The organism is Microvirga zambiensis WSM3693 (assembly GCF_016735695.1).
Lineage (GTDB): Bacteria > Pseudomonadota > Alphaproteobacteria > Rhizobiales > Beijerinckiaceae > Microvirga > Microvirga zambiensis.
On record NZ_JAERQD010000038.1, the window covers coordinates 1 to 19425 of the forward strand.

Annotated in this window: 17 protein-coding genes; 13 read left to right on the forward strand and 4 right to left on the reverse strand. The window is 63.9% G+C overall.

The genetic code is table 11. The features are described from left to right. Window positions 1-234: 234 nt before the first annotated feature. Together JKL46_RS23440 and JKL46_RS23445 are read right to left on the reverse strand one after the other, a co-directional pair. Complete coding sequence (locus tag JKL46_RS23440; protein WP_201837928.1) at window positions 235-1041, reverse strand: MetQ/NlpA family ABC transporter substrate-binding protein; 807 nt, start codon at window positions 1039-1041, stop codon at window positions 235-237. A gap of 619 nt (window positions 1042-1660) precedes the next feature. Then, window positions 1661-2680, reverse strand: a complete 1020-nt coding sequence (locus JKL46_RS23445; protein ID WP_201838021.1) for a polyprenyl synthetase family protein — start codon at window positions 2678-2680, stop codon at window positions 1661-1663. 108 nt (window positions 2681-2788) lie between these two features. Between JKL46_RS23445 and JKL46_RS23450 the strand changes: the two genes are divergently transcribed. After that, window positions 2789-3013 carry a putative signal transducing protein gene (locus JKL46_RS23450; RefSeq protein WP_099512649.1) on the forward strand — a complete coding sequence of 75 codons (225 nt, stop codon included), beginning with the start codon at window positions 2789-2791 and terminating at the stop codon, window positions 3011-3013. Further along, entirely contained in the window at window positions 3006-3746 is a 741-nt protein-coding gene (locus JKL46_RS23455; protein ID WP_201837930.1) for a tRNA1(Val) (adenine(37)-N6)-methyltransferase, read from the forward strand. The genes JKL46_RS23450 and JKL46_RS23455 overlap by 8 nt, the downstream gene beginning before the upstream one ends. 33 nt (window positions 3747-3779) lie before the next feature. Here JKL46_RS23455 and JKL46_RS23460 read toward each other — a convergent pair whose 3' ends face one another. Further along, window positions 3780-4118: a hypothetical protein gene (locus JKL46_RS23460; RefSeq protein WP_201837932.1), complete on the reverse strand. Its 339-nt coding sequence runs from the start codon at window positions 4116-4118 to the stop codon at window positions 3780-3782. Window positions 4119-4283: 165 nt separating this feature from the next. On the opposite strand from JKL46_RS23460, the gene JKL46_RS23465 reads away from it, so the two are divergent. The 7 genes from JKL46_RS23465 (at window position 4284) to JKL46_RS23495 (ending at window position 13323) form a co-directional block, all read left to right on the forward strand. Beyond that, window positions 4284-5171: a S49 family peptidase gene (locus tag JKL46_RS23465; RefSeq protein WP_201837934.1), complete on the forward strand. Its 888-nt coding sequence runs from the start codon at window positions 4284-4286 to the stop codon at window positions 5169-5171. A gap of 178 nt (window positions 5172-5349) precedes the next feature. Then, window positions 5350-6291 (forward strand): glycine--tRNA ligase subunit alpha, encoded by a 942-nt coding sequence (locus JKL46_RS23470; RefSeq protein ID WP_201837936.1) that lies wholly within the window; start codon window positions 5350-5352, stop codon window positions 6289-6291. Window positions 6292-6335: 44 nt separating this feature from the next. Further along, complete coding sequence (gene glyS, locus JKL46_RS23475) at window positions 6336-8798, forward strand: glycine--tRNA ligase subunit beta (protein ID WP_201837938.1); 2463 nt, start codon at window positions 6336-6338, stop codon at window positions 8796-8798. A 241-nt stretch (window positions 8799-9039) separates the two neighbouring features. Further along, window positions 9040-9675, forward strand: a complete 636-nt coding sequence (locus tag JKL46_RS23480) for a L,D-transpeptidase (protein WP_201837940.1) — start codon at window positions 9040-9042, stop codon at window positions 9673-9675. A gap of 328 nt (window positions 9676-10003) precedes the next feature. Beyond that, window positions 10004-12682 (forward strand): pyruvate, phosphate dikinase, encoded by a 2679-nt coding sequence (ppdK, locus tag JKL46_RS23485; protein WP_201837942.1) that lies wholly within the window; start codon window positions 10004-10006, stop codon window positions 12680-12682. 6 nt (window positions 12683-12688) lie between these two features. Continuing rightward, window positions 12689-12955 carry a hypothetical protein gene (locus JKL46_RS23490; protein ID WP_201837944.1) on the forward strand — a complete coding sequence of 89 codons (267 nt, stop codon included), beginning with the start codon at window positions 12689-12691 and terminating at the stop codon, window positions 12953-12955. Between the two features lie 17 nt (window positions 12956-12972). Beyond that, a complete protein-coding gene (locus JKL46_RS23495) occupies window positions 12973-13323 on the forward strand; it encodes a GFA family protein (protein WP_201837946.1) in 351 nt (116 codons plus the stop codon). A 255-nt stretch (window positions 13324-13578) separates the two neighbouring features. Here JKL46_RS23495 and JKL46_RS23500 read toward each other — a convergent pair whose 3' ends face one another. Continuing rightward, a complete protein-coding gene (locus tag JKL46_RS23500) occupies window positions 13579-13980 on the reverse strand; it encodes a hypothetical protein (RefSeq protein ID WP_201837948.1) in 402 nt (133 codons plus the stop codon). A gap of 123 nt (window positions 13981-14103) precedes the next feature. Between JKL46_RS23500 and JKL46_RS23505 the strand changes: the two genes are divergently transcribed. The 4 genes from JKL46_RS23505 to JKL46_RS23520 all read left to right on the forward strand — a co-directional run bounded on the left by JKL46_RS23505 (window position 14104) and on the right by JKL46_RS23520 (window position 19341). After that, on the forward strand, window positions 14104-14946 hold the full coding sequence (locus JKL46_RS23505; RefSeq protein WP_246529483.1) for a helix-turn-helix domain-containing protein: 843 nt from the start codon (window positions 14104-14106) through the stop codon (window positions 14944-14946). 104 nt (window positions 14947-15050) lie between these two features. Continuing rightward, window positions 15051-16277, forward strand: a complete 1227-nt coding sequence (locus tag JKL46_RS23510) for a cell wall hydrolase (protein WP_343074104.1) — start codon at window positions 15051-15053, stop codon at window positions 16275-16277. A gap of 90 nt (window positions 16278-16367) precedes the next feature. Beyond that, complete coding sequence (locus JKL46_RS23515; RefSeq protein ID WP_201837950.1) at window positions 16368-17753, forward strand: M10 family metallopeptidase C-terminal domain-containing protein; 1386 nt, start codon at window positions 16368-16370, stop codon at window positions 17751-17753. Between the two features lie 121 nt (window positions 17754-17874). After that, complete coding sequence (locus JKL46_RS23520) at window positions 17875-19341, forward strand: M10 family metallopeptidase C-terminal domain-containing protein (RefSeq protein ID WP_201837952.1); 1467 nt, start codon at window positions 17875-17877, stop codon at window positions 19339-19341. The last annotated feature ends 84 nt before the right edge of the window (window positions 19342-19425 follow it).

A 19425-nucleotide genomic window follows, 5' to 3' on the forward strand; every position in this document is an offset into this window, starting at 1 on the left:
ACTGGCTAGAGGCCCACCGCTATCTCAACATGGAGGATCTGAAAGAGCACAAGAAAGATCAGCTTCGCGAAGCCGCTTAGCCAACCTGCTGAGCCGCCCCGCTTTGCAGAACTTGACGCACACAATCCCCCGGCCTTGTGCCGGGGACCCACGCCTTTGCCGCGCTGTGGTTCCCAAGACGTGGGTGGCCGGGACAAGCCCGGCCATGACGTACGGAGGTTGTTGGGTAGCCGCTCACCAAGCCGGAATGATCGCACCCTTGAAGCGTTCTTCCAGGAACTTGGCGACTTCTGGTGACTGGTAGGACTCGACGAAGATCTTGATCTCCGGGCGGGCGTCGCCCTCGCGGGCGGCGACGAAATTGGCGTAAGGGTTGCCCTCGCGCTTTTCGACCGCGATCGTGTCCTTGCGGATGTCGAGGCCGGCATTGAGGGCATGGTCGGTGTTGATCACCGCCGCGTCGAGATCGGGCAGAGCGCGCGGCAATTGCGCCGCGTCGAGCTCCGAGAATTTTACGCCCTTCGGGTTCTCGGCGATGTCGAGCAGGCTCGGCGACAGGCCCTTGCCGTCCTTGATCGTGATCACGCCCTGAGCGGCGAGAAGGTTGAGCGCGCGGCCGCCATTGCTCGGATCGTTCGGGATGCCGACCTTGGCGCCCTTCGGGAGATCGGCGACCGATTTCACCTTGCTCGAATAGAGGCCGATGGGCTGCACGAAGGTGAAGCCGACGGGCACGATCTTGTAGCCGCGCGCCGCGATCTGCGCATCGAGATAGGGCTTGTGCTGAAAGGCATTGGCATCGAGATCCTTGCGATCCAGCGCCTCGTTGACGAGTGCGTAGTCGGAGAACGGCACGAGCTGAACGTTCAGGCCCTTGGTCGCCGCAACTTTTTTCACGACCTGCGCCACCTCTTCCTCGGCGCCCGACATGACACCGACCTTGATGCTCTTCTGTTGTGCCGCGACCGGCAGTGCAGCGGTGAGAGCGACGCCAAATGCGACGGTAGCGGACAACAGGGTACGACGGGTGAAAACGGACATGGGAGGTCTCTTTCAGACAAAGTGCGTCGCGGCTTCGACACGAAGCCGGACAGGTTGTTCGAGCGTTTGGGAGATTTCAGGCCGCGTTGCGACGACAGCGTTCAGCCAGGAAAGGCTGATCGGAAGGCATGAAAAGGCGGCGCGTCATAGCCATCGATCCTCGTGAACCACGAGGCGGGATTCGCCCGTGGCGCTCCAGCGCATCGTGCGGAAAAGTGGATCCGGTTTTCCGCGCCAACGATGCGCCTTCCTAAAAGCGAAGCATCAAACCCAAAAGTGGTTTCCACTTTTGGGTTTGATGCCCGAGCCTTTGATGACGCGGGGCAAGCTGCTCGTCTCAAATCGCCGCGGTCTAAAGAAGCTGGCTCGTAAAGCTCCCACCTCATCCTGAGGAGCAGCGAAGCTGCGTCTCGAAGGAGGATCCAGCTTGCGCTGGAGACGCCCTGATCCTTCGAGACGGTCACTGACGTGACCTCCTCAGGATGAGGGCTGGGGGTTGTAAACCCTCTATGGGCCAGCCTCCGAGGTGGTGAAAGCCACCTCAAGACAGGGTCGGTTTTAACACCGCGGGATTTTATGTCAACCGTTTTGTTCTGTAAAAAGAACAAGTCTGCTATGCTCAATGCGCCCGGGCGATGCAGAACTCGACCGCATCGAGGAGCGCCTGCTTCATCGGGCTCGACGGGAAGAGGGCGAGGGCGTCGCGGGCCATGGCGCCGTAATGGCGGGCGCGTTCTACGGTGTCCTCCAGTGCCCGGTGGCGGCGCATGATGGCGATGGCCTGTTCGAGATCCGCATCCTCGATGTCGCCCTGTTCGAGCACCCGCTTCCAGAAGGCGCGCTCCTGGTCCGAGCCGCGGCGGAAGGAGAGCACGACGGGCAGCGTGATCTTCCCTTCGCGAAAGTCGTCGCCCACGTTCTTGCCCAGCGTCGCAGCCTTGCCGCCGTAATCGAGGGCGTCGTCCACGAGCTGGAAGGCGATGCCGAGATTCATGCCGTAGGAACGGCAGGCGGCCTGCTCGGCCTTCGGGCGCCCGGCGATGACGGGGCCGACTTCGCAGGCGGCGGCGAAGAGCTCCGCCGTCTTGCCGCGGATCACGGCGAGATATTCGTCTTCCGTCGTCTCGGTGTTCTTGGCGGCAGCAAGCTGCATCACCTCGCCTTCGGCGATCACTGTCGCGGCGGCGGAAAGGATGTCCAGCGCCCGAAGCGAGCCGACTTCCACCATCATGCGGAAGGCCTGGCCGAGGAGGAAGTCCCCAACGAGCACGCTCGCCTCGTTGCCCCACTTGATTCGGGCGGCGATCTTGCCCCGGCGCATGTCGCTCTCATCCACCACGTCGTCGTGGAGGAGGGTGGCCGTGTGCATGAATTCGACGGCGGCCGCGAGCTTCACATGACCGTCGCCCTCGTATCCCGAGAGCCCCGCGGTGGCGAGAGTCAGCATGGGGCGCAGACGCTTGCCGCCGGAGGAGATGAGGTGGTTCGCCACCTCCGGAATCATCGTGACATCCGAGCCCGTGCGCGACAGGATCATCGCATTGACCCGTTCCATGTCGGAGGCCACAAGGGATACGAGCTTCTCGATGCTCGCATTCTTCTCGGGATGCTTGTCTTCGAAAGGAACGACGACGCCCACTGTCACGACCCGGGTTGCCGGCCGGGATGGCCGGTAGGAATATGAACTGGCATGGCACTTTCCATGCTGCAAAGCAAACGCTTACCGCACGGGAAGGATCTCACGCCGATGGTCGAAATCGTCCGAACCAACGATCTCGTTCTGGTCGGCTTCCTACAATCCCTCCTGGAAAACGCCAATATCCCCGTGCTCGTCGCCGACGCGCATATGAACGCGCTTGAGGGCATGATCGGAGTCTTTCCGCGCCGCATCCTGGTGCCGGACGATCATCTGGCGCAGGCCCGCCGCCTGATCGCCGATGCGGGGCTCGAAGGCGAGTTGCGCCATGCCTGAGGTGACCGAGGATCTGCTGCTCGGCGGGCGCATCCGCCTGCACCAACCGGCCAAGGGCCACCGCGCCGGCACCGATGCGGTGCTGCTGGCCGCGTCCGCGCCGGCGCGAGCGGGCGATGTGGTCGTGGATGTCGGGGCGTCTACCGGCGCCGTCGGGCTGATGGTGGCGTCAAGGCAGGGGGAGGGCCGCTTCATTTTTGTGGAGCGTGATCCCGCTCTCGCCGAACTCTGCCGCCAGAACTGCCGGGACAACGATGTGCCGGGAGACATCGCCGTTGCCGATGTGCTCGACAAGGGCTCGCGTCTCGCCGCAGGGCTGCAGCCTGAGAGCGCGGATATCGTCCTCACCAATCCGCCTTTCCTGGAAGAGGGGCAGGCGCGGATCTCGCCGGACAGGGGGCGGGCGGCGGCCCATGCCATGCCGGCCGGCGGCCTCGATGCCTGGCTGAAGGCCTGCACGGGGCTTCTCAAGCCCAAGGGGCGGCTGGTCCTGATCCACCGTGCGGATCGGGTTGCGGAATGCCTTCGGGTTCTGGAGACATGGCTCGGCGGCGTGGAGCTGCGCTTCGTCCATCCGAATTCCGGCCGGCCGGCGATCCGCTTCCTGCTCGCCGGCATCAAGGGCAGCCGGGCTCCCCTGACCATCCTGCCGCCGCTGATCCTGAACGGCCCCGACGGGCTCTTTACGCCAGAGGCCGAGGCCCTGCATCGCGGGGAGACCACCCTCATATGAAAAGGGCGCCTGATGGCGCCCTCTCTTTTCTATTTAATAGCGGTAGCCGGGCCTGCCGACCGTGCGGCAGACCTCGATCGGGCGGCGCACCCAGCGGTAGCCGTTCCAGGCGCGCCGGGGCTCGACCCAGCAGCGGCGGGCCGTGCGAACCGGGCGATAACCCCCATAGGGACGGCCGTAATAGGGACGTCCATAATAGGGGCGCCCGTATTGAACGCGCACGGCCGGGGCCGGGCGGTCATAGCGGTATTCGACCGCCCGGTCCCGGTAGCCATAGCCGGGGTAATAGGGCTGGGCCGCAGCCGGCTGCGCCGAGAGAGCGCCGAAGCCCAGGGCCGCGAAACCAAGAAGACCGAAGACGAGCTTACGCATTGTTTCTTCTCCTCACCTCCGCCGTTGAACCGGAACGATCCGGCGTCACGGCGGGGCTTTTTCCATGGTGAGAGGTTTAAACCTTCCTAACTGAACGAAGCCCGACTATTTCCCTAACGGGATGTTCATCTTGGGAAGCCGGGCCATACGCCCTACATATCGGCCATGGCCTCAACATCCGTTTCCTCCCTGCTCCCGGCGCGGCTGCAATTCCTCCTTCCGGGCAAATTCCGCACCCACCATCCGTATCCGATCGTCCCGGTGGTGCGTCTGTCCGGCGCCATCGGCGCCGTGATGCCTTTCCGTCAGGGGCTCGCCATGTCGAGCGTGGCGCCCCTGATCGAGCGGGCCTTCTCCGTGCCCGGCGCGAAGGCGGTGGCGCTGGTCATCAACTCGCCGGGCGGTTCGGCGGCCCAATCGCACCTGATCTTCAAGCGCATCCGCGCCTTCGCCGAGGAGAAGAAGCTCCCCGTCATCGCCTTCGTGGAGGATGCTGCGGCCTCCGGCGGCTACATGATCGCCTGCGCGGCCGACGAGATCTATGCCGATCCCGCCTCCATCGTCGGCTCCATCGGCGTCGTCTCCGCGAGCTTCGGCTTCCATGAGCTGATCGAGCGCATCGGCATCGAGCGGCGGGTACACACGGCCGGCAAGAGCAAGGCGATGCTCGATCCGTTCCGGCCCGAGAACCCCGACGACGTGGTGCGCCTGAAGGGCCTCCAGCGCCGGATCCACGACGTCTTCGCCGATCTCGTCCGAGAGCGTCGGGGCGAGAAGCTCAACGATTCCTACGACGATCTCTTCTCCGGCGCCTTCTGGGTCGGGGCGGAGGCGCTCGATCTCGGCCTCATCGACGGCCTCGGCGACATCCGCACCATCCTGCGCCAGCGCTTCGGCGACAAGGTGCAGTTCCGCATGATCGAGCCGGCCCGTCCGCCGCTGCTCGGCCGCCTCTTCGGCCGCCGTTCGCTCGGCCAGAGCAGCCTGATCGACCCCCACGAGGTCGTCGGCGCCCTGGAAGAGCGTGCCGCCTGGGCGCGGCTGGGGCTTTAGCACGGCGTCATCCCCGGGCTTGTCCCGGGGACCCACGTCTTTGCAGCGTTGTGGTTCCAAGGCGTGGGTGGCCGGAACAAGTCCGGCCATGACGGCGACGTTGCCCCAACGCTTGACTTAAACCGCCCATCATCCCAAGGGTTCGCCTGACCTTTTCAAAGACGAACCGGACGCCGACATGACGAGCGAACCCGCGCATATGAACCCTGCGCGCTCCTTCCAGGGCCTGATTCTCACGCTCCAGCGCTATTGGGCCGAACAGGGCTGCGTCATCCTCCAGCCCTACGACATGGAGGTCGGCGCTGGCACCTTCCATCCGGCCACGACCTTGCGGGCGCTCGGCCCCAGGCCCTGGCGCGCGGCCTATGTGCAGCCTTCCCGCCGCCCCAAGGACGGGCGCTACGGCGAGAACCCGAACCGGCTCCAGCACTATTACCAGTTCCAGGTCATCCTGAAGCCGAACCCGCCGAACCTGCAGGATCTCTATCTCGGCTCGCTCAAGGCCATCGGCATCGACACCGCCCTCCACGACATCCGCTTCGTCGAGGACGATTGGGAGAGCCCGACGCTCGGCGCCTGGGGGCTCGGCTGGGAATGCTGGTGCGACGGCATGGAGGTGTCGCAGTTCACCTACTTCCAGCAGGTGGCGGGCTTCGAATGCTCGCCGGTCGCGGGCGAATTGACCTACGGCCTCGAGCGCCTCGCCATGTATCTGCAGGGCGTCGAGTCGATCTACGACCTCAACTTCAACGGGCTCGACGGCGATCAAAAAGTCACCTACGGCGAGGTCTTCCTGCAGGCCGAGCAGGAATATTCCCGCCACAATTTCGAATATGCCGACACGGAGATGCTGTTCCGGCATTTCCGCGACGCGGAGGCAGCCTGCCGCAAGTATCTCGCGGACGGCGAGCCGAAGGCGGGCTCCAACGACAACCGCCACCTGATGGCGCTGCCGGCCTACGACCAGTGCATCAAGGCGAGCCACATGTTCAACCTGCTCGACGCGCGCGGCGTGATCTCCGTCACCGAGCGCCAGAGCTACATCCTGCGCGTCCGCGAACTGGCGAAAGCCTGCGGCGCCGCATGGCTGAAGACCGAGGGCGGAGGCGTGGCGGCTTGAGCCTTCACCCTCTCGCTTCTCTCCATCAGACATAAAGTTTTCCGATGCCCGATCTTCTCCTCGAACTCTTTTCCGAAGAAATTCCCGCCCGCATGCAGCGTCGTGCGGCGGAGGATCTGAAGAAGCTCGTCACCGATGCGCTGGTCGAGCGCGGCTTCCTTTATGAGGGCGCCAAGGCCTTCGCCACGCCGCGGCGGCTCGCCTTGCATATCGCGGGCCTGCCCGTGAAGGGGCAGGACGTGCGCGAGGAGCGCAAAGGGCCGCGCGTCGGCTCGCCGGAAGGCGCGATCCAGGGCTTTCTGAAGGGTGCGGGACTCACCTCCATCGAGCAGGCGAAGATCGAGAGCGATCCGAAGAAGGGCGAGTTCTACGTCGCCATCATCGAGAAGCCCGGCCGCTCGACGCCGGACGTGCTGGCGGAGATCATTCCCGCCATCGTCAAGAACTTCCCGTGGCCGAAATCCATGCGCTGGGGCGCGGCTTCCGCCGAGCCTGGTTCGCTGCGCTGGGTGCGTCCGCTCCATTCCATCGTCTGCACCTTCGGGCCCGAGACCGAGGATCCGGAAATCGTGCGCTTCGAGGTCGACGGCATTGCAACCGGCGACGTCACGCAGGGCCACCGCTTCCTCGCGCCGGGCGAGATCCGCGTGAAGCGCTTCGACGATTACGCGCCGGCGCTGGAGCGCGCGAAGGTCGTGATCGACACCGACCGCCGCAAGGACATGATCCTGCACGACGCGAAGGACCTCGCCTTCGCTCAAGGCCTCGAGCTCATCGAGGACGAGGGCCTGCTGGAGGAGGTCGCCGGCCTCGTCGAATGGCCCGTGGTGCTCATGGGTTCCTTCGACGAAGCCTTTTTGGACATCCCACCCGAGGTGATCCGCACCACGATCCGCGCGAACCAGAAATGCTTCGTGCTGAAGCACCCCGGCAACTCCTCCCCCCTTGTGGGGGAGGCCGGGAGGGGGGTACTGGCGCCAAGTTCTGAAAGCGCAGCGCCCATACCCCCCTCTCCAACTCTCCCCCACAAGGGGGGAGAGGGCTCCAGCGCGCTTGCGAACAAGTTCATCCTCGTTTCCAACCTCGTCGCATCCGACGGCGGCAAGACCATCGTCGGCGGCAACGAGCGCGTGGTGCGCGCGCGTCTCTCCGATGCGAAGTTCTTCTGGGAGACGGACAAGAAGGTGAAGCTCGAAGACCGGCTCGAGAAGCTCAAGAGCATCGTCTTCCACGAAAAGCTCGGTACGCAATACGAGCGCGTGGAGCGCATCGCGGCGCTCGCCAAGGAGCTCGCGCCGATCGTCGGCGCCGATCCCGCATTGGCCGAGCGCGCCGCGCGTCTCGCCAAGGCCGATCTCGTCACCGAGATGGTCGGTGAATTCCCAGAGCTGCAGGGCCTCATGGGCCGCTATTATGCGAGCCTGCAGGGCGAGCACGCATCCGTCGCTGCGGCCGTCGAAGAACACTACAAGCCGCTCGGTCCCTCCGACCGCGTGCCGACCGATTCTGTGTCCGTCGCTGTCGCGCTCGCCGACAAGATCGACACGCTCGTCGGCTTCTGGGCCATCGACGAAAAGCCGACGGGATCGAAGGATCCTTACGCGCTGCGTCGTGCGGCGTTGGGTGTGATCAGGTTGGTGCTAGAAAATAATATCCGACTGAACTTTGCTTCCAATCCGCTGAGGGCTGACGCCACTATCCTTATCTTCGCAAGGCTCTTGCAGGTGGCTCATCTCTATCGCAACGGTCAGCTCGCTGCTTTTAAGCGGATTGGAGAGCAATTTGAGGGAAGGACATTCCCGGCAAATGATTCATTCGACGTCAACACTTTAACTGGCACCCCGGTTTATGGCGCCGAGACAATTTTTGTTGGGCACCGTGCTGGTGAGATTAAGCTGCGTTCAGGCAGTCTTGAAATTGAAACTTATAATTTCGAGCTGGTCGGTAGATTTAGTAGCCTAGCTGAAATTCAGGCCGACCTCCTCTCCTTCTTCGCCGACCGCCTAAAAGTCTATCTCCGCGACCAGGGCGCGCGGCACGATCTCATCGATGCCGTGTTCGCGCTCGAAGGGCAGGACGACCTCCTCATGATCGTCCGCCGCGTCGAGGCGCTCGGTCGCTTCCTCGACACGGAGGACGGCAGGAACCTGCTCGCCGGTTATCGCCGCGCGGCCAACATCCTGCGCATCGAGGAGAAGAAGGACGGGCGATCCTACAGCGAGGCGCCCGATCTCCAGGTCGTCAACGATCAGGGCCAGATCGAGGAGAAGGCGCTCGCCGTGGTTCTCGCCAAGGCGAAAGAAGAGGCTGCCGCGGCGGTCGAGAGCGAGGATTTCGAGGGCGCCATGCGCGCCCTGTCCCGCCTGCGCCAGCCGGTGGATTCGTTCTTCGACAAGGTCACCGTCAATGCGGAGGATCCCGCGTTGCGGGCGAACCGCCTGCGGCTACTGAACGATATCCGCGAGGCGACCCGCACGGTGGCGGATTTCTCCCGCATCGAGGGATGATTCCGCGAGAAGGGTTGCACTACGCGCATGGGGCAGCCAAGGTCAGTTATTGAGACGGCTTGGGTGATCTTGAACTGTGCCAGAGCCTAGCCGGTTATCCGGCCCTATCCATGACCGCCGATCTTTCAACTGCACCCAAGCCGTCTCAGTAATTCATGTTAAGGTGTGGCGCAGGGGGCACAGCCAACCGACTCCCTAGGCTCTAGGTAGGCGGCAACTGAATCACTTCAGAAGACCGACCATGATTCGACGCATCCTGATCGCCGCTCTCCTGAGCGCTCCCCTCGCTGCCTGCCAGACCGCGCAACAGCCGGTCGCCACGGCAAATGATTCTGCTTGGTATATCGGGGCCATCCCGGACAAGCCGCACAACATCCCGCTGGTCGACCGCCGCAAGATGGAGGCCAAGTACGCCCGCCAGAATGTGGAGTACAAAGGCCCCGAGAAGGCGGGCTCCATCGTGGTCGATATCGACGAGCGCATGCTTTATCTCGTCCAGCCCGAGGGCCGGGCGATCCGCTACGGCGTCGGCGTCGGCAAGCAGGGCTTCTCCTGGAAGGGCATTGCGTCAGTCGGTCGCAAGGGCGTGTGGCCGAACTGGTCGCCCACCAAGACCATGGTCGGCATCAGGCCGGACCTGCCGCGCCACATGGAAGCCGGAATCGACAATCCGCTCGGGGCCCGCGCCCTCTACCTGCACCAGAACGGCGCCGACACGCTCTTCCGCATCCACGGCACCAACGAGCCGTGGTCCATCGGCGAGCAGGTCTCCTCCGGCTGCGTGCGCATGCTGAACGAGGATGTGGCGGACCTCTACGAACGCGTCCCCGTGGGAACGACGGTCTACGTCAAGCGCAACGGGCGCTACCGGGTTTGATACAAGGCGGCCTCCGGGCCGCCTTTTTGTTTGCTCGTCCGTCACGGCCGTCCCCGGACTTGATCCGGGGATCAGTCCCAGCCATCCCGACGTGGTGAAGCGCCGCGCTTTTCGGGCCGAGATCACCGGCACAAGGCCGGTGATGACATGCTGGGAACTCAGAGCTCCGCTGCGCGGCCCCGGAATGACAGGGTAGGAGAGAGGCGGCGGCTCTACCCCCATCGGAAAATGCCGGAACCGTGGCTGTTCAGCTTGCGTTTGGGCTCCACATGTTTCAAGCCAAATCCTGCGCTGCAGCAGGGCGTGTTCAGAGCCAAGGGATCGAGCGATGACGCAGTGGGTCTATACCTTCGGGGACGGTAAGGCCGAGGGCCAGGCGGGGATGAAGAACCTGCTCGGCGGCAAGGGGGCCAATCTGGCCGAGATGTCGAACCTGGGCCTGCCGGTGCCTCCGGGCTTCACCATCACCACGGAAGTCTGTACCTATTACTACGACCACGGCCGCGCTTATCCGCAGGAACTTAAGACCCAGGTCGAGAAGGCGCTCGACTACGTCGGCAAGCTCACCGGACGCACCTTCGGCGATGCCGCCAATCCGCTCCTCGTCTCCGTCCGCTCAGGCGCCCGGGCCTCCATGCCCGGCATGATGGACACGGTGCTCAATCTCGGCCTCAACGACGTCACCGTCGAGGCGCTGGCCAAGGGCGCGGGCGACGAGCGCTTCGCCTACGACTCGTATCGCCGCTTCATCACCATGTATTCCAACGTGGTGCTCGACATCGAGCATCACCATTTCGAAGAGATCCTCGACGAGTACAAGGACCGCAAGGGCTACACCCTCGACACCGACATGAGCGCCGCGGACTGGAAGGCCATTCTCCCGCGCTACAAGGCGCTGGTCGAGAAGGAGCTGGGAAAACCCTTCCCGCAGGAGCCGCAGGAGCAGCTCTGGGGCGCCATCGGCGCCGTGTTCGGCTCGTGGATGAACAGCCGCGCCATCAAGTACCGCGAGCTGCACGCCATTCCGGCGAGCTGGGGCACGGCGGTGAACGTGCAGGCCATGGTCTTCGGCAATATGGGCGAGACCTCCGCCACCGGCGTCGCCTTCACCCGCAATCCATCCACCGGCGAGAAGGAGCTCTACGGCGAGTTCCTGATCAATGCGCAGGGCGAGGACGTGGTGGCCGGCATCCGCACGCCGCAGGACATCACGGAGGCTGCGCGTGTCGCCTCGGGCTCCGACAAGCCCTCGATGGAAAGGGCGATGCCGGATGCCTATAACGAGCTGGTGCGCATCTACGGCATCCTCGAGAAGCATTACCGCGACATGCAGGACATGGAGTTCACGGTCGAGAAGACCAAGCTCTGGATGCTCCAGACCCGCAACGGCAAGCGCACGGCGAAAGCCGCGCTCCGCATCGCGGTGGAACTCGCAAGCGAAGGCCTGATCACGCAGGAGGAGGCGATCACGCGCGTCGAGCCGGCGGCCCTCGATCAGCTCCTTCATCCCACCATCGATCCGAAGGCCGAGCGCAAGATCCTGGCGACCGGCCTGCCGGCTTCTCCCGGTGCGGCCTCGGGCGAGATCGTGTTCAACTCGGATGATGCCGAAGCGGCCAAGAAGGCCGGCCACAAGGTCATCCTGGTGCGCGTCGAGACGAGCCCTGAAGACATCCACGGCATGCATGCGGCGGAGGGCATTCTCACCACCCGCGGCGGCATGACCTCGCATGCGGCGGTGGTCGCGCGCGGCATGGGCAAGCCCTGCGTCTCCGGCGCGGGCCAGATCCGCGTCGATTACGCCGCGCAGACGCTGACGGTTGCCGGGCAAACGCTGAAGAAAGGCGACATCCTCACCATCGACGGCTCCAACGGCCAAGTGCTGCTGGGCGAGGTGGAGATGCTGCAGCCGGAGCTGTCGGGCGAGTTCGCAACCCTCATGGGCTGGGCCGACAAGGTGCGCCGCATGAAGGTGCGCGCCAATGCGGAGACGCCGCTCGACGCCAAGACCGCGCGCAATTTCGGCGCGGAAGGCATCGGCCTGTGCCGCACCGAGCACATGTTCTTCGAGGGCGACCGCATCGTCGCGGTGCGCGAGATGATCCTCTCCGACGACGAGGCCGGCCGCAGGGCCGCACTCGCGAAGCTCTTGCCGATGCAGCGCAAGGACTTCGCCGACTTGTTCTCGATCATGAGCGGTCTGCCGGTCACGATCCGCCTGCTCGATCCGCCGCTGCACGAGTTCCTGCCGCATTCGGAGGAGGAGATGCAGGAAGTCGCAAAAGCGATGAACGCCTCTGTCGACAAGCTTAGGCACCGCGCCCGCGAGCTGCACGAGTTCAACCCGATGCTCGGCTTCCGCGGCTGCCGTCTCGCCGTGGCGTATCCCGAGATCGCCGAGATGCAGGCGCGCGCCATCTTCGAGGCGGCGGTGGAGGCAGGCAAGACGACGGGGCAGCCCGTTGTGCCCGAGGTCATGGTGCCGCTGGTGATGACGAAGCCGGAGCTCGACCTCGTGAAGGGCCGCATCGTCGCCATGGCGGAAGCCGTCGCGAAGGAAAGCGGCGTTAAGGTCGAGTATCAGGTCGGCACGATGATCGAATTGCCGCGCGCGGCTCTGCGTGCGGCCGAGATCGCGGAATCGGCTGAGTTCTTCTCGTTCGGCACCAACGACCTGACGCAGACGACGCTCGGCATCTCGCGCGACGATGCGGCTTCCTTCCTCGGTCCGTACACGCAGAAAGGCCTGCTGCCCGCCGATCCGTTCGTGACCATCGATCAGGAAGGCGTGGGCGAGTTGGTGAAGCTTGCGGTCGAGCGCGGCAAGAAGACGAGGGCGAACATCAAGCTCGGGATCTGCGGCGAACATGGCGGCGATCCGGCCTCGATCCATTTCTGCGAAGAGACGGGCCTCGATTATGTGTCCTGCTCGCCCTACCGCGTGCCGATCGCGCGACTTGCGGCCGCGCAGGCAGCGCTCGGCGGCAAGGCCGCGAGCCAGGCGTAAAGTCCGATGGCGTTGTCGCGCACCCGTCTCATCTACATCGCGGCGGTGCTGATTTCCGGCATCGTCATCGGCCTCGTCCTGCTGCAGCGGCCCGCGTGGCAGCAAGCCGCCGTGCCGCCGGCGGCCTGGCCCTTCGCCGTGTCCCTGCCGCTCGATCTCGCGATCGGGCAGCTCGCGGCGCAGGGCAAGACGGAACCTCTGACGATGGGCGACCGCTTCGTTGCGGTGATCGGCGCAGGCCTGATCGTCACGCTGATGGTGGCATTGGGGTAACGAAAAGGGGGGAAGACATGGCGCTGCACAAGGGTTCATGCCATTGCGGCAAGGTGGCCTATGAGGTCGAGACGGATCTCAGCCAAGTGATCGAATGCAATTGCTCGATCTGCCGGCGCAAGGGCTACCTGCTCACCTTCGTTCCGCGCGCGGCGCTGAACGTGCTGCGCGGAGAGGAGGATCTCTCCACCTACACCTTCAACACGCACACCATTCATCATCGCTTCTGCGCCAATTGCGGAGCCGCCACCTTCGGCGAAGGCAAGATGCCGACCGGTGAGCCGATGGCGGCGATCAACGTGCGCTGCCTCGAGGCGGTGGATATGGCTGACGTCAAACCGGTCCCGTTCAACGGGCGAGATAGGTAAAGGCAGTTCCATATCGTCATCCCGGACGGCGTGAGCCGAGCCGGGATCGCTGGACGAGAATGGCGCGGTGTCCCCTCCCTCCTTGTGGGGGAGGGCTAGGGAGGGGGGTGCTGGCGCAAACCTTTATTGGCTATTGCTCACACCCCCCTCTCCAACTCTCCCCCACAAGGGGGGAGAGGGCCTGTTGCGCCACACTCGTCTCACGATCCCGGATCTCGCTTCGCTCGTCCGGGATGACACGCGATGTGTGGGCGTTCACGCCATCGCCTCCCGCGACCGCCGCAAGCCCACGTACTGAAACTCCGCATACATCAGCACCACGAGCGCTTGCGCAATCACGAAGGCATAGCCTGCGCTCGTCGGCGAGACCCAACCGCTTGCGAGCAGCAGGACGCTGTCGAGGACCCAGAGCGCGTTGCCGAGCACCACGGCCCAGGCGATGGGCTTGCTGATCGTCTCGCGCAGGCCTAGCCAGCCGATGAAGGCGGCGTAGGGCAGCAGGACCAGGCCCGCGATGCGCAGCAGCATTTCCGGCAACCCGAAGATTCCGCTCAAGGGCCCTGCGCCGATCAGCATCATGAGGCCGAAGAGGGCGCTGGTGGTGGCATCGGCCACGAGAGCCTGGCGCAGGAGCGGGGAGGATTGGATGTTCATCATGGCTGTCTCCTTGTCGACAGGTTGAGAGCTTCAACCTTGCCGCAAGGATTTCGGATGGATTGCGCGCCGTCGATTACCTCCGAGGTCATGGAAGATGAGACGGTCGCGCGTTATGGTCCGTTCATGACAACAGCGAGCACCCAATCCGTGAGCAATGACCGACATGTGGGCGATTACCTGCGCGAATGGCGTCAGCGCCGTCGCCTGAGCCAGATGGACCTCGCCCTCGAGGCCGAGATCTCGACGCGGCACTTGAGCTTTCTCGAAACCGGACGCTCGCAGCCGAGCCGCGAGATGGTGCAGCTCCTGGCGGAGAAACTCGACATGCCGCTTCGCGAGCGCAACATCATGCTGGTCTCGGCCGGCTTCGCGCCGGTCTATTCGGAGCGCTCCCTCGACGACCCTGCGCTTGCGAGCATGCGCAAAGCCGTGGATCTGGTGCTGAAGGGGCACGATCCCTATCCGGCGCTCGCCGTCGACCGGCACTGGTCGCTGATCTCCGCCAACGACGCGCTCGTGTCGCTGATCGGCGACGTGGATCCGGCCCTCATGAAACCGCCCGTGAACGTGCTGCGCCTGAGCATCCATCCGGCGGGGCTCGCGCGGCGCATCGTGAATTTCACCGAATGGCGCAACCATCTCGTCGCGCGCCTGCACAAGCAGGTGGATGCGACCGGCGATGCGAGGCTCGCCACTCTGATCGAGGAACTGCGCGCCTATCCGACGCCGGATGCGGCGGCGCGCGGGCCGAAATCGAGCCACGATTATGCCGGCATCGTCGTGCCGCTGCAGCTCATGACGGGGGAGGGCGTGCTGACCCTTTTCAGCACCACAACGATCTTCGGCACGCCCGTCGACGTGACCCTGTCTGAACTCGCCATCGAGGCCTTCTTCCCGGCCGATCAGGAAACGGCGGATGCCTTGCGGCGCCTCGCCGAAAAGCGTCAGGCTGCCGCAGCCGGGTAGGGCCTTAACCACCCATCAACCTTAACCCGCGATAACTTTAAGGCATCGGAGCCCTCCTGCTGGATGCTCCGGGATGTTCACGAGTTTATTGCAGGGTGTGGCGCGTGCGTCTTCCGAACCGTCGATCTCGGGTGAAATGGATCTGCGCCACCACGGCCCCCTGGGCGCTGGCGACCGGCTTGCTGATCTCGTTTACCGCCTCTGCCAGCAACGACCTGCATTCCGGCGTGAGCTTCTCGCCGCGCAGCGCCACCGCCCGTCTCGTCGACACGGCGCTCGTGCCTCCGACGGGCGCCTCCATCGCGGACGGAAGGCTCGGGATCGAGCGCGACGTGCTGCGCTCCCTGCCGCGCTACGACCTGCCCGTTGAGGCGGCCGATTCCGAACCGCTCAAGGCCGACCGGAAGGCGGATGCAGGACCGGATGCGATCGTCGACCGCTCGGCCAAGGGCAATCCGCTCGTGGCGCCCCAGGCCACCCTGTCGCGCCGCGCGAAGCAGCTGCGCCCGATCCTCAGCCAGATCGGAAGCGCAAAGCTGCTCTACAGCCGCGATGAGAACCTTCTGCCCCCCACAGTTCTCATGGAGGGGCAGCTCGAAGCGACGGAGACGGAGCAGGTTTTCGAGCCCTGGCAGGCGCCGGAATACACCACGACCCGGCAGGCGACCTCGGTCCAGTCGCCGGCGGCGGCCGCCGCCGGTTCGACGGGCGCCGCGGCGAGCCCGACGACCCCCATGGTGAAGCGGGCGATCGCCCTGTCCTCTGCGACGCCGGCGCCCATGGATGCCACGCCCATGGAAATCGCGGCAGCTCCCGTCTCCCTGCAATCGCCCCGCCTCGACCGCCCCGGCGACGTGACGCTGCTGCCGAAATCCGACGACGAGGATCGTCCGCGCTATGCCGACCTGATCGATCCCGACAACCTCAACAAGGAGCAGCGCTGCCTTGCCGAGGCGGTCTATTTCGAAGCCCGCAGCGAGTCCGTGGAAGGGCAGGCGGCCGTCGCCCAGGTGGTACTGAACCGGGTGAAAAGCGGCCTTTATCCCTCGAACATTTGCGGCGTGGTCTACCAGAACCGCCACCGGCATCTGGCCTGCCAGTTCACCTTCGCCTGCGAGGGCAAGGCCCTTCGCATCCGCGACACCGAATCCTGGGAGAGGGCAAAGCAGGTGGCGAGCGCCGTTCTCGAGGGCAAGACCTATCTCGCCGATGTGGGCGGGGCGACCCATTACCATGCGGATTATGTGAAACCCTACTGGGCGCGCCGCCTGAAGAAGATGGACGTGATCGGCCGCCACATCTTCTACAAGCTGAAGCCCGGGCAGACTTAAGGAAAAATCCCATCCTGTGTGTTTCGGCACTTTTAAAAATGTAATAACGTAATAGAACGATGCGCATGGCCGCTTTCGGGGGGAAGGCACATGGCAACTGTTCGCAATTTCGTTCCAGGCTCCGGCTACGGAAGCCAGTACGTCGATTCCATCATTTGGGGCAATACGGCTTGGGATCTGAGCACCGGGCCGGTCAAGGTCTGGCTCGGAGAGAGTGAGGATGTCGACCGGGCGCTCGACATTCATGGTCCAAGCGACATGCTTCAGAGTGGCGACCAGACTTACAGCTGGAATCTCGACGAGGCGGAGACCTTCGCATACGCTCTGAACCTGTTCTCGTCGGTCTGTGGCATCACGTTCGCCGTGGCGGATTCCGTCGAGGATGCGAACATGGTCTTCTGGAAGGTCGCCATCGATGGGTTGGTCGGCCGCCACGAGATCCCGACCCAAGACCAGAACTGGGGCTATTTCAATTCGGAGGCCGAATCCTGGCAATATCGCTATATGGGCGGCGATGGCCTTCACACCGTCATCCATGAGCTTGGGCACGGCCTCGGCCTGTCCCATCCGCACGATGGAGGTTCAGAGCCGGACGCGACGACCTTCCCCGGGGTCAGCGATCGCTTTTCCGTCGGCGACTTGGGCCTGAACCAAGCCATCTGGACCGTCATGTCCTACAACACCGGTTGGGACTTTACCGGGTATAATCTGACCTATGGCAACCAGGGCGGGCTCGGGGCCTTCGACATCGCGGCATTGCAGGCGCTCTATGGCCCGAACTATACGACGGCCACGGTCAATGACACTTATACGCTGCCCACCGGCACGACCGGGTGGTCCTGCATCTGGGACGCCGGCGGAGCCGATACGATCGCTGCAGCGCCCGATTCCTTCGGGTCGACAATCGACCTTCGCGCGGCAACCCTGCGGAACGGCGACCCGAACGCGGGCGGCTTTCCCTCGTCCGAAGATTTTGTCGCCGGAGGCTTCACGATCGCGAATGGTGTATTCATCGAGAATGCCACAGGCGGTGGCGGGCCCGATGGTCTGATCGGCAATGCCGGCGGCAATACGCTCACCGGCAACGCCGGCATGGACACCCTGTGGGGCGACGGCGGCAACGACGTGCTCAACGGTGGCGCGGGCAAGGACTATTTTGTCTTCGACACGAAGCCGAACAAGAGCTCGAACAAGGACCATATCGCCGATTACAATGTCTCCGCCGATACGATCTGGTTCGACAACGCGGCTTTCTCGAAGCTCGGAAAGGGCTCCTACGACAAGCCGGTCAAGCTCAAGACCGATATGTTCGTGAAGGCCTCCAGGGCCCAGGACCGGGAAGACCGGATCATCTACGACAGCAAGAAGGGCGTGCTCTATTACGACCCGGACGGCACCGGCAGAAACAAGCAGGTCGAGATCGCGACCCTGAAGAAGGGGCTCAAGATGACCTACGCCGAGTTTTTCGTGGTTTAACGGCCCATTCCGGGACAGTTCGCGGGATTCCTGGATTGCGACGTCATGTGCGCAGGTGCACATCTTGTACGTAACGTAATTTCATATATCCATTGGGAAACAGATTCGAGAGGTTTCCCCTATGGCAGGCTTTCGTCAAATTCCTGGCGCCGGTTACGGCAGCGCTTATATCGACGGACTCATCGCGGGCGGCGCAGTTTGGGACACGAGCGTCTCACCGCTGACGATGGGGTTCGGCAATAGGTGGGACGCGCCTATGTGGGTGAGCTATCACGGCCCCTCCAAGACAGGCAGCAACGGACAACCCTATGTCCCGTACGAAACCAATCCTCCCGGCAGTCGATGGGCGGTGGGCAGTTGGTTCGACCCGGATTTCCCGCCGATCCTCAATGCCGTTGACGAGCTCCTGAAGATCACCAACATCAAGTTGAGCCCGGCCTGGGAGAATTATGGGCAGAACCCGCGCGCCGACAATCTCATCCTCTGGCAGACGACCCTGCCGATCGAGTCCACCAGCCGAGTGTGGGTGAGTGCGGATTCTCCTCAAGAGGTCTTCGACAGGAATCTGCCGAGCAATGTCGATCAGGCGTGGCTTTATCTGCATTCCGGCGACGGAGCATGGAGCTATCCGAACAAGGGCGGCATGGGCTACACGATGCTGCTGAACATGTTCGGTTCCGCCCTCGGCCTGGAACAGGCCTATCGCGGATTCCCCGGGGTGACGAGTGCGTCCGATCCGGGCCCGCTCGGCCTCAACCAGGCGCCATTTACCGTCATGTCGGGCAATTGGAACTATCAGGGCTTCGGCGACCCAATGGGGAGATGGGGCTCCATGAAGTCCTATGGCGCCTTCGATATCGCCGCCCTTCAGAAGATCTACGGCACCAACACCACGGCCGCTGCGGGCAACGACGTCTACACGCTCTCGTCGAACAACTACTACACCAATGTCTGGGGCGGCGATTCGGGTTCCGGCTGGACCTGCATCTGGGATTCTGGCGGCATCGACACGATCAGCGGCGGGATCACGTTCCAGAACGTGAAGATCGACGTGCGTGCCGCGACACTGGCCGACAACGATCCGAACGCCGGCGGATTTCTCTCGCAGCATACCGACGTCGCCGGCGGTTTCACCATCGCCAATGGGGTTGTCATCGAGAACGCCATCGGAGGCAACGGCAACGATACGCTGATCGGCAACAGCGCCGCCAATCGGCTCAGCGGCGGCAAGGGCAAGGACACCCTCACCGGTTTGGGCGGGCGCGACAGCTTCGTCGTCAATACCAAACTGGACAAGTCCCGAGACACGATCACCGACTTTTCCGTCCGCGACGACACGATCTGGCTCGACAACAGCATCTTCAAGAAGCTCGGAAGCAAGGGATCGGAAAAGTCCCCTGCGAAACTCAAGGCCGCCTTCTTCAAGATCGGGACCAAGGCAACCGACAAGGACGATTACGTCATCTACAACAAGAAGACGGGCGTGCTGTCCTACGATGCGGACGGTTCGGGTAAGGGCAAGGCCATCGATTTCGCCATGCTCAAGAAGAACCTCGCGCTCAAATACGACGACTTCGCCGTCATCTGAGGGGGAGGGGCGTCAAGCTTGGGCGAGCTCAGCTTGAGTTCTGACGAGGGCCTGCACAACGTCATTCCGGGGCCGCGCAGCGGA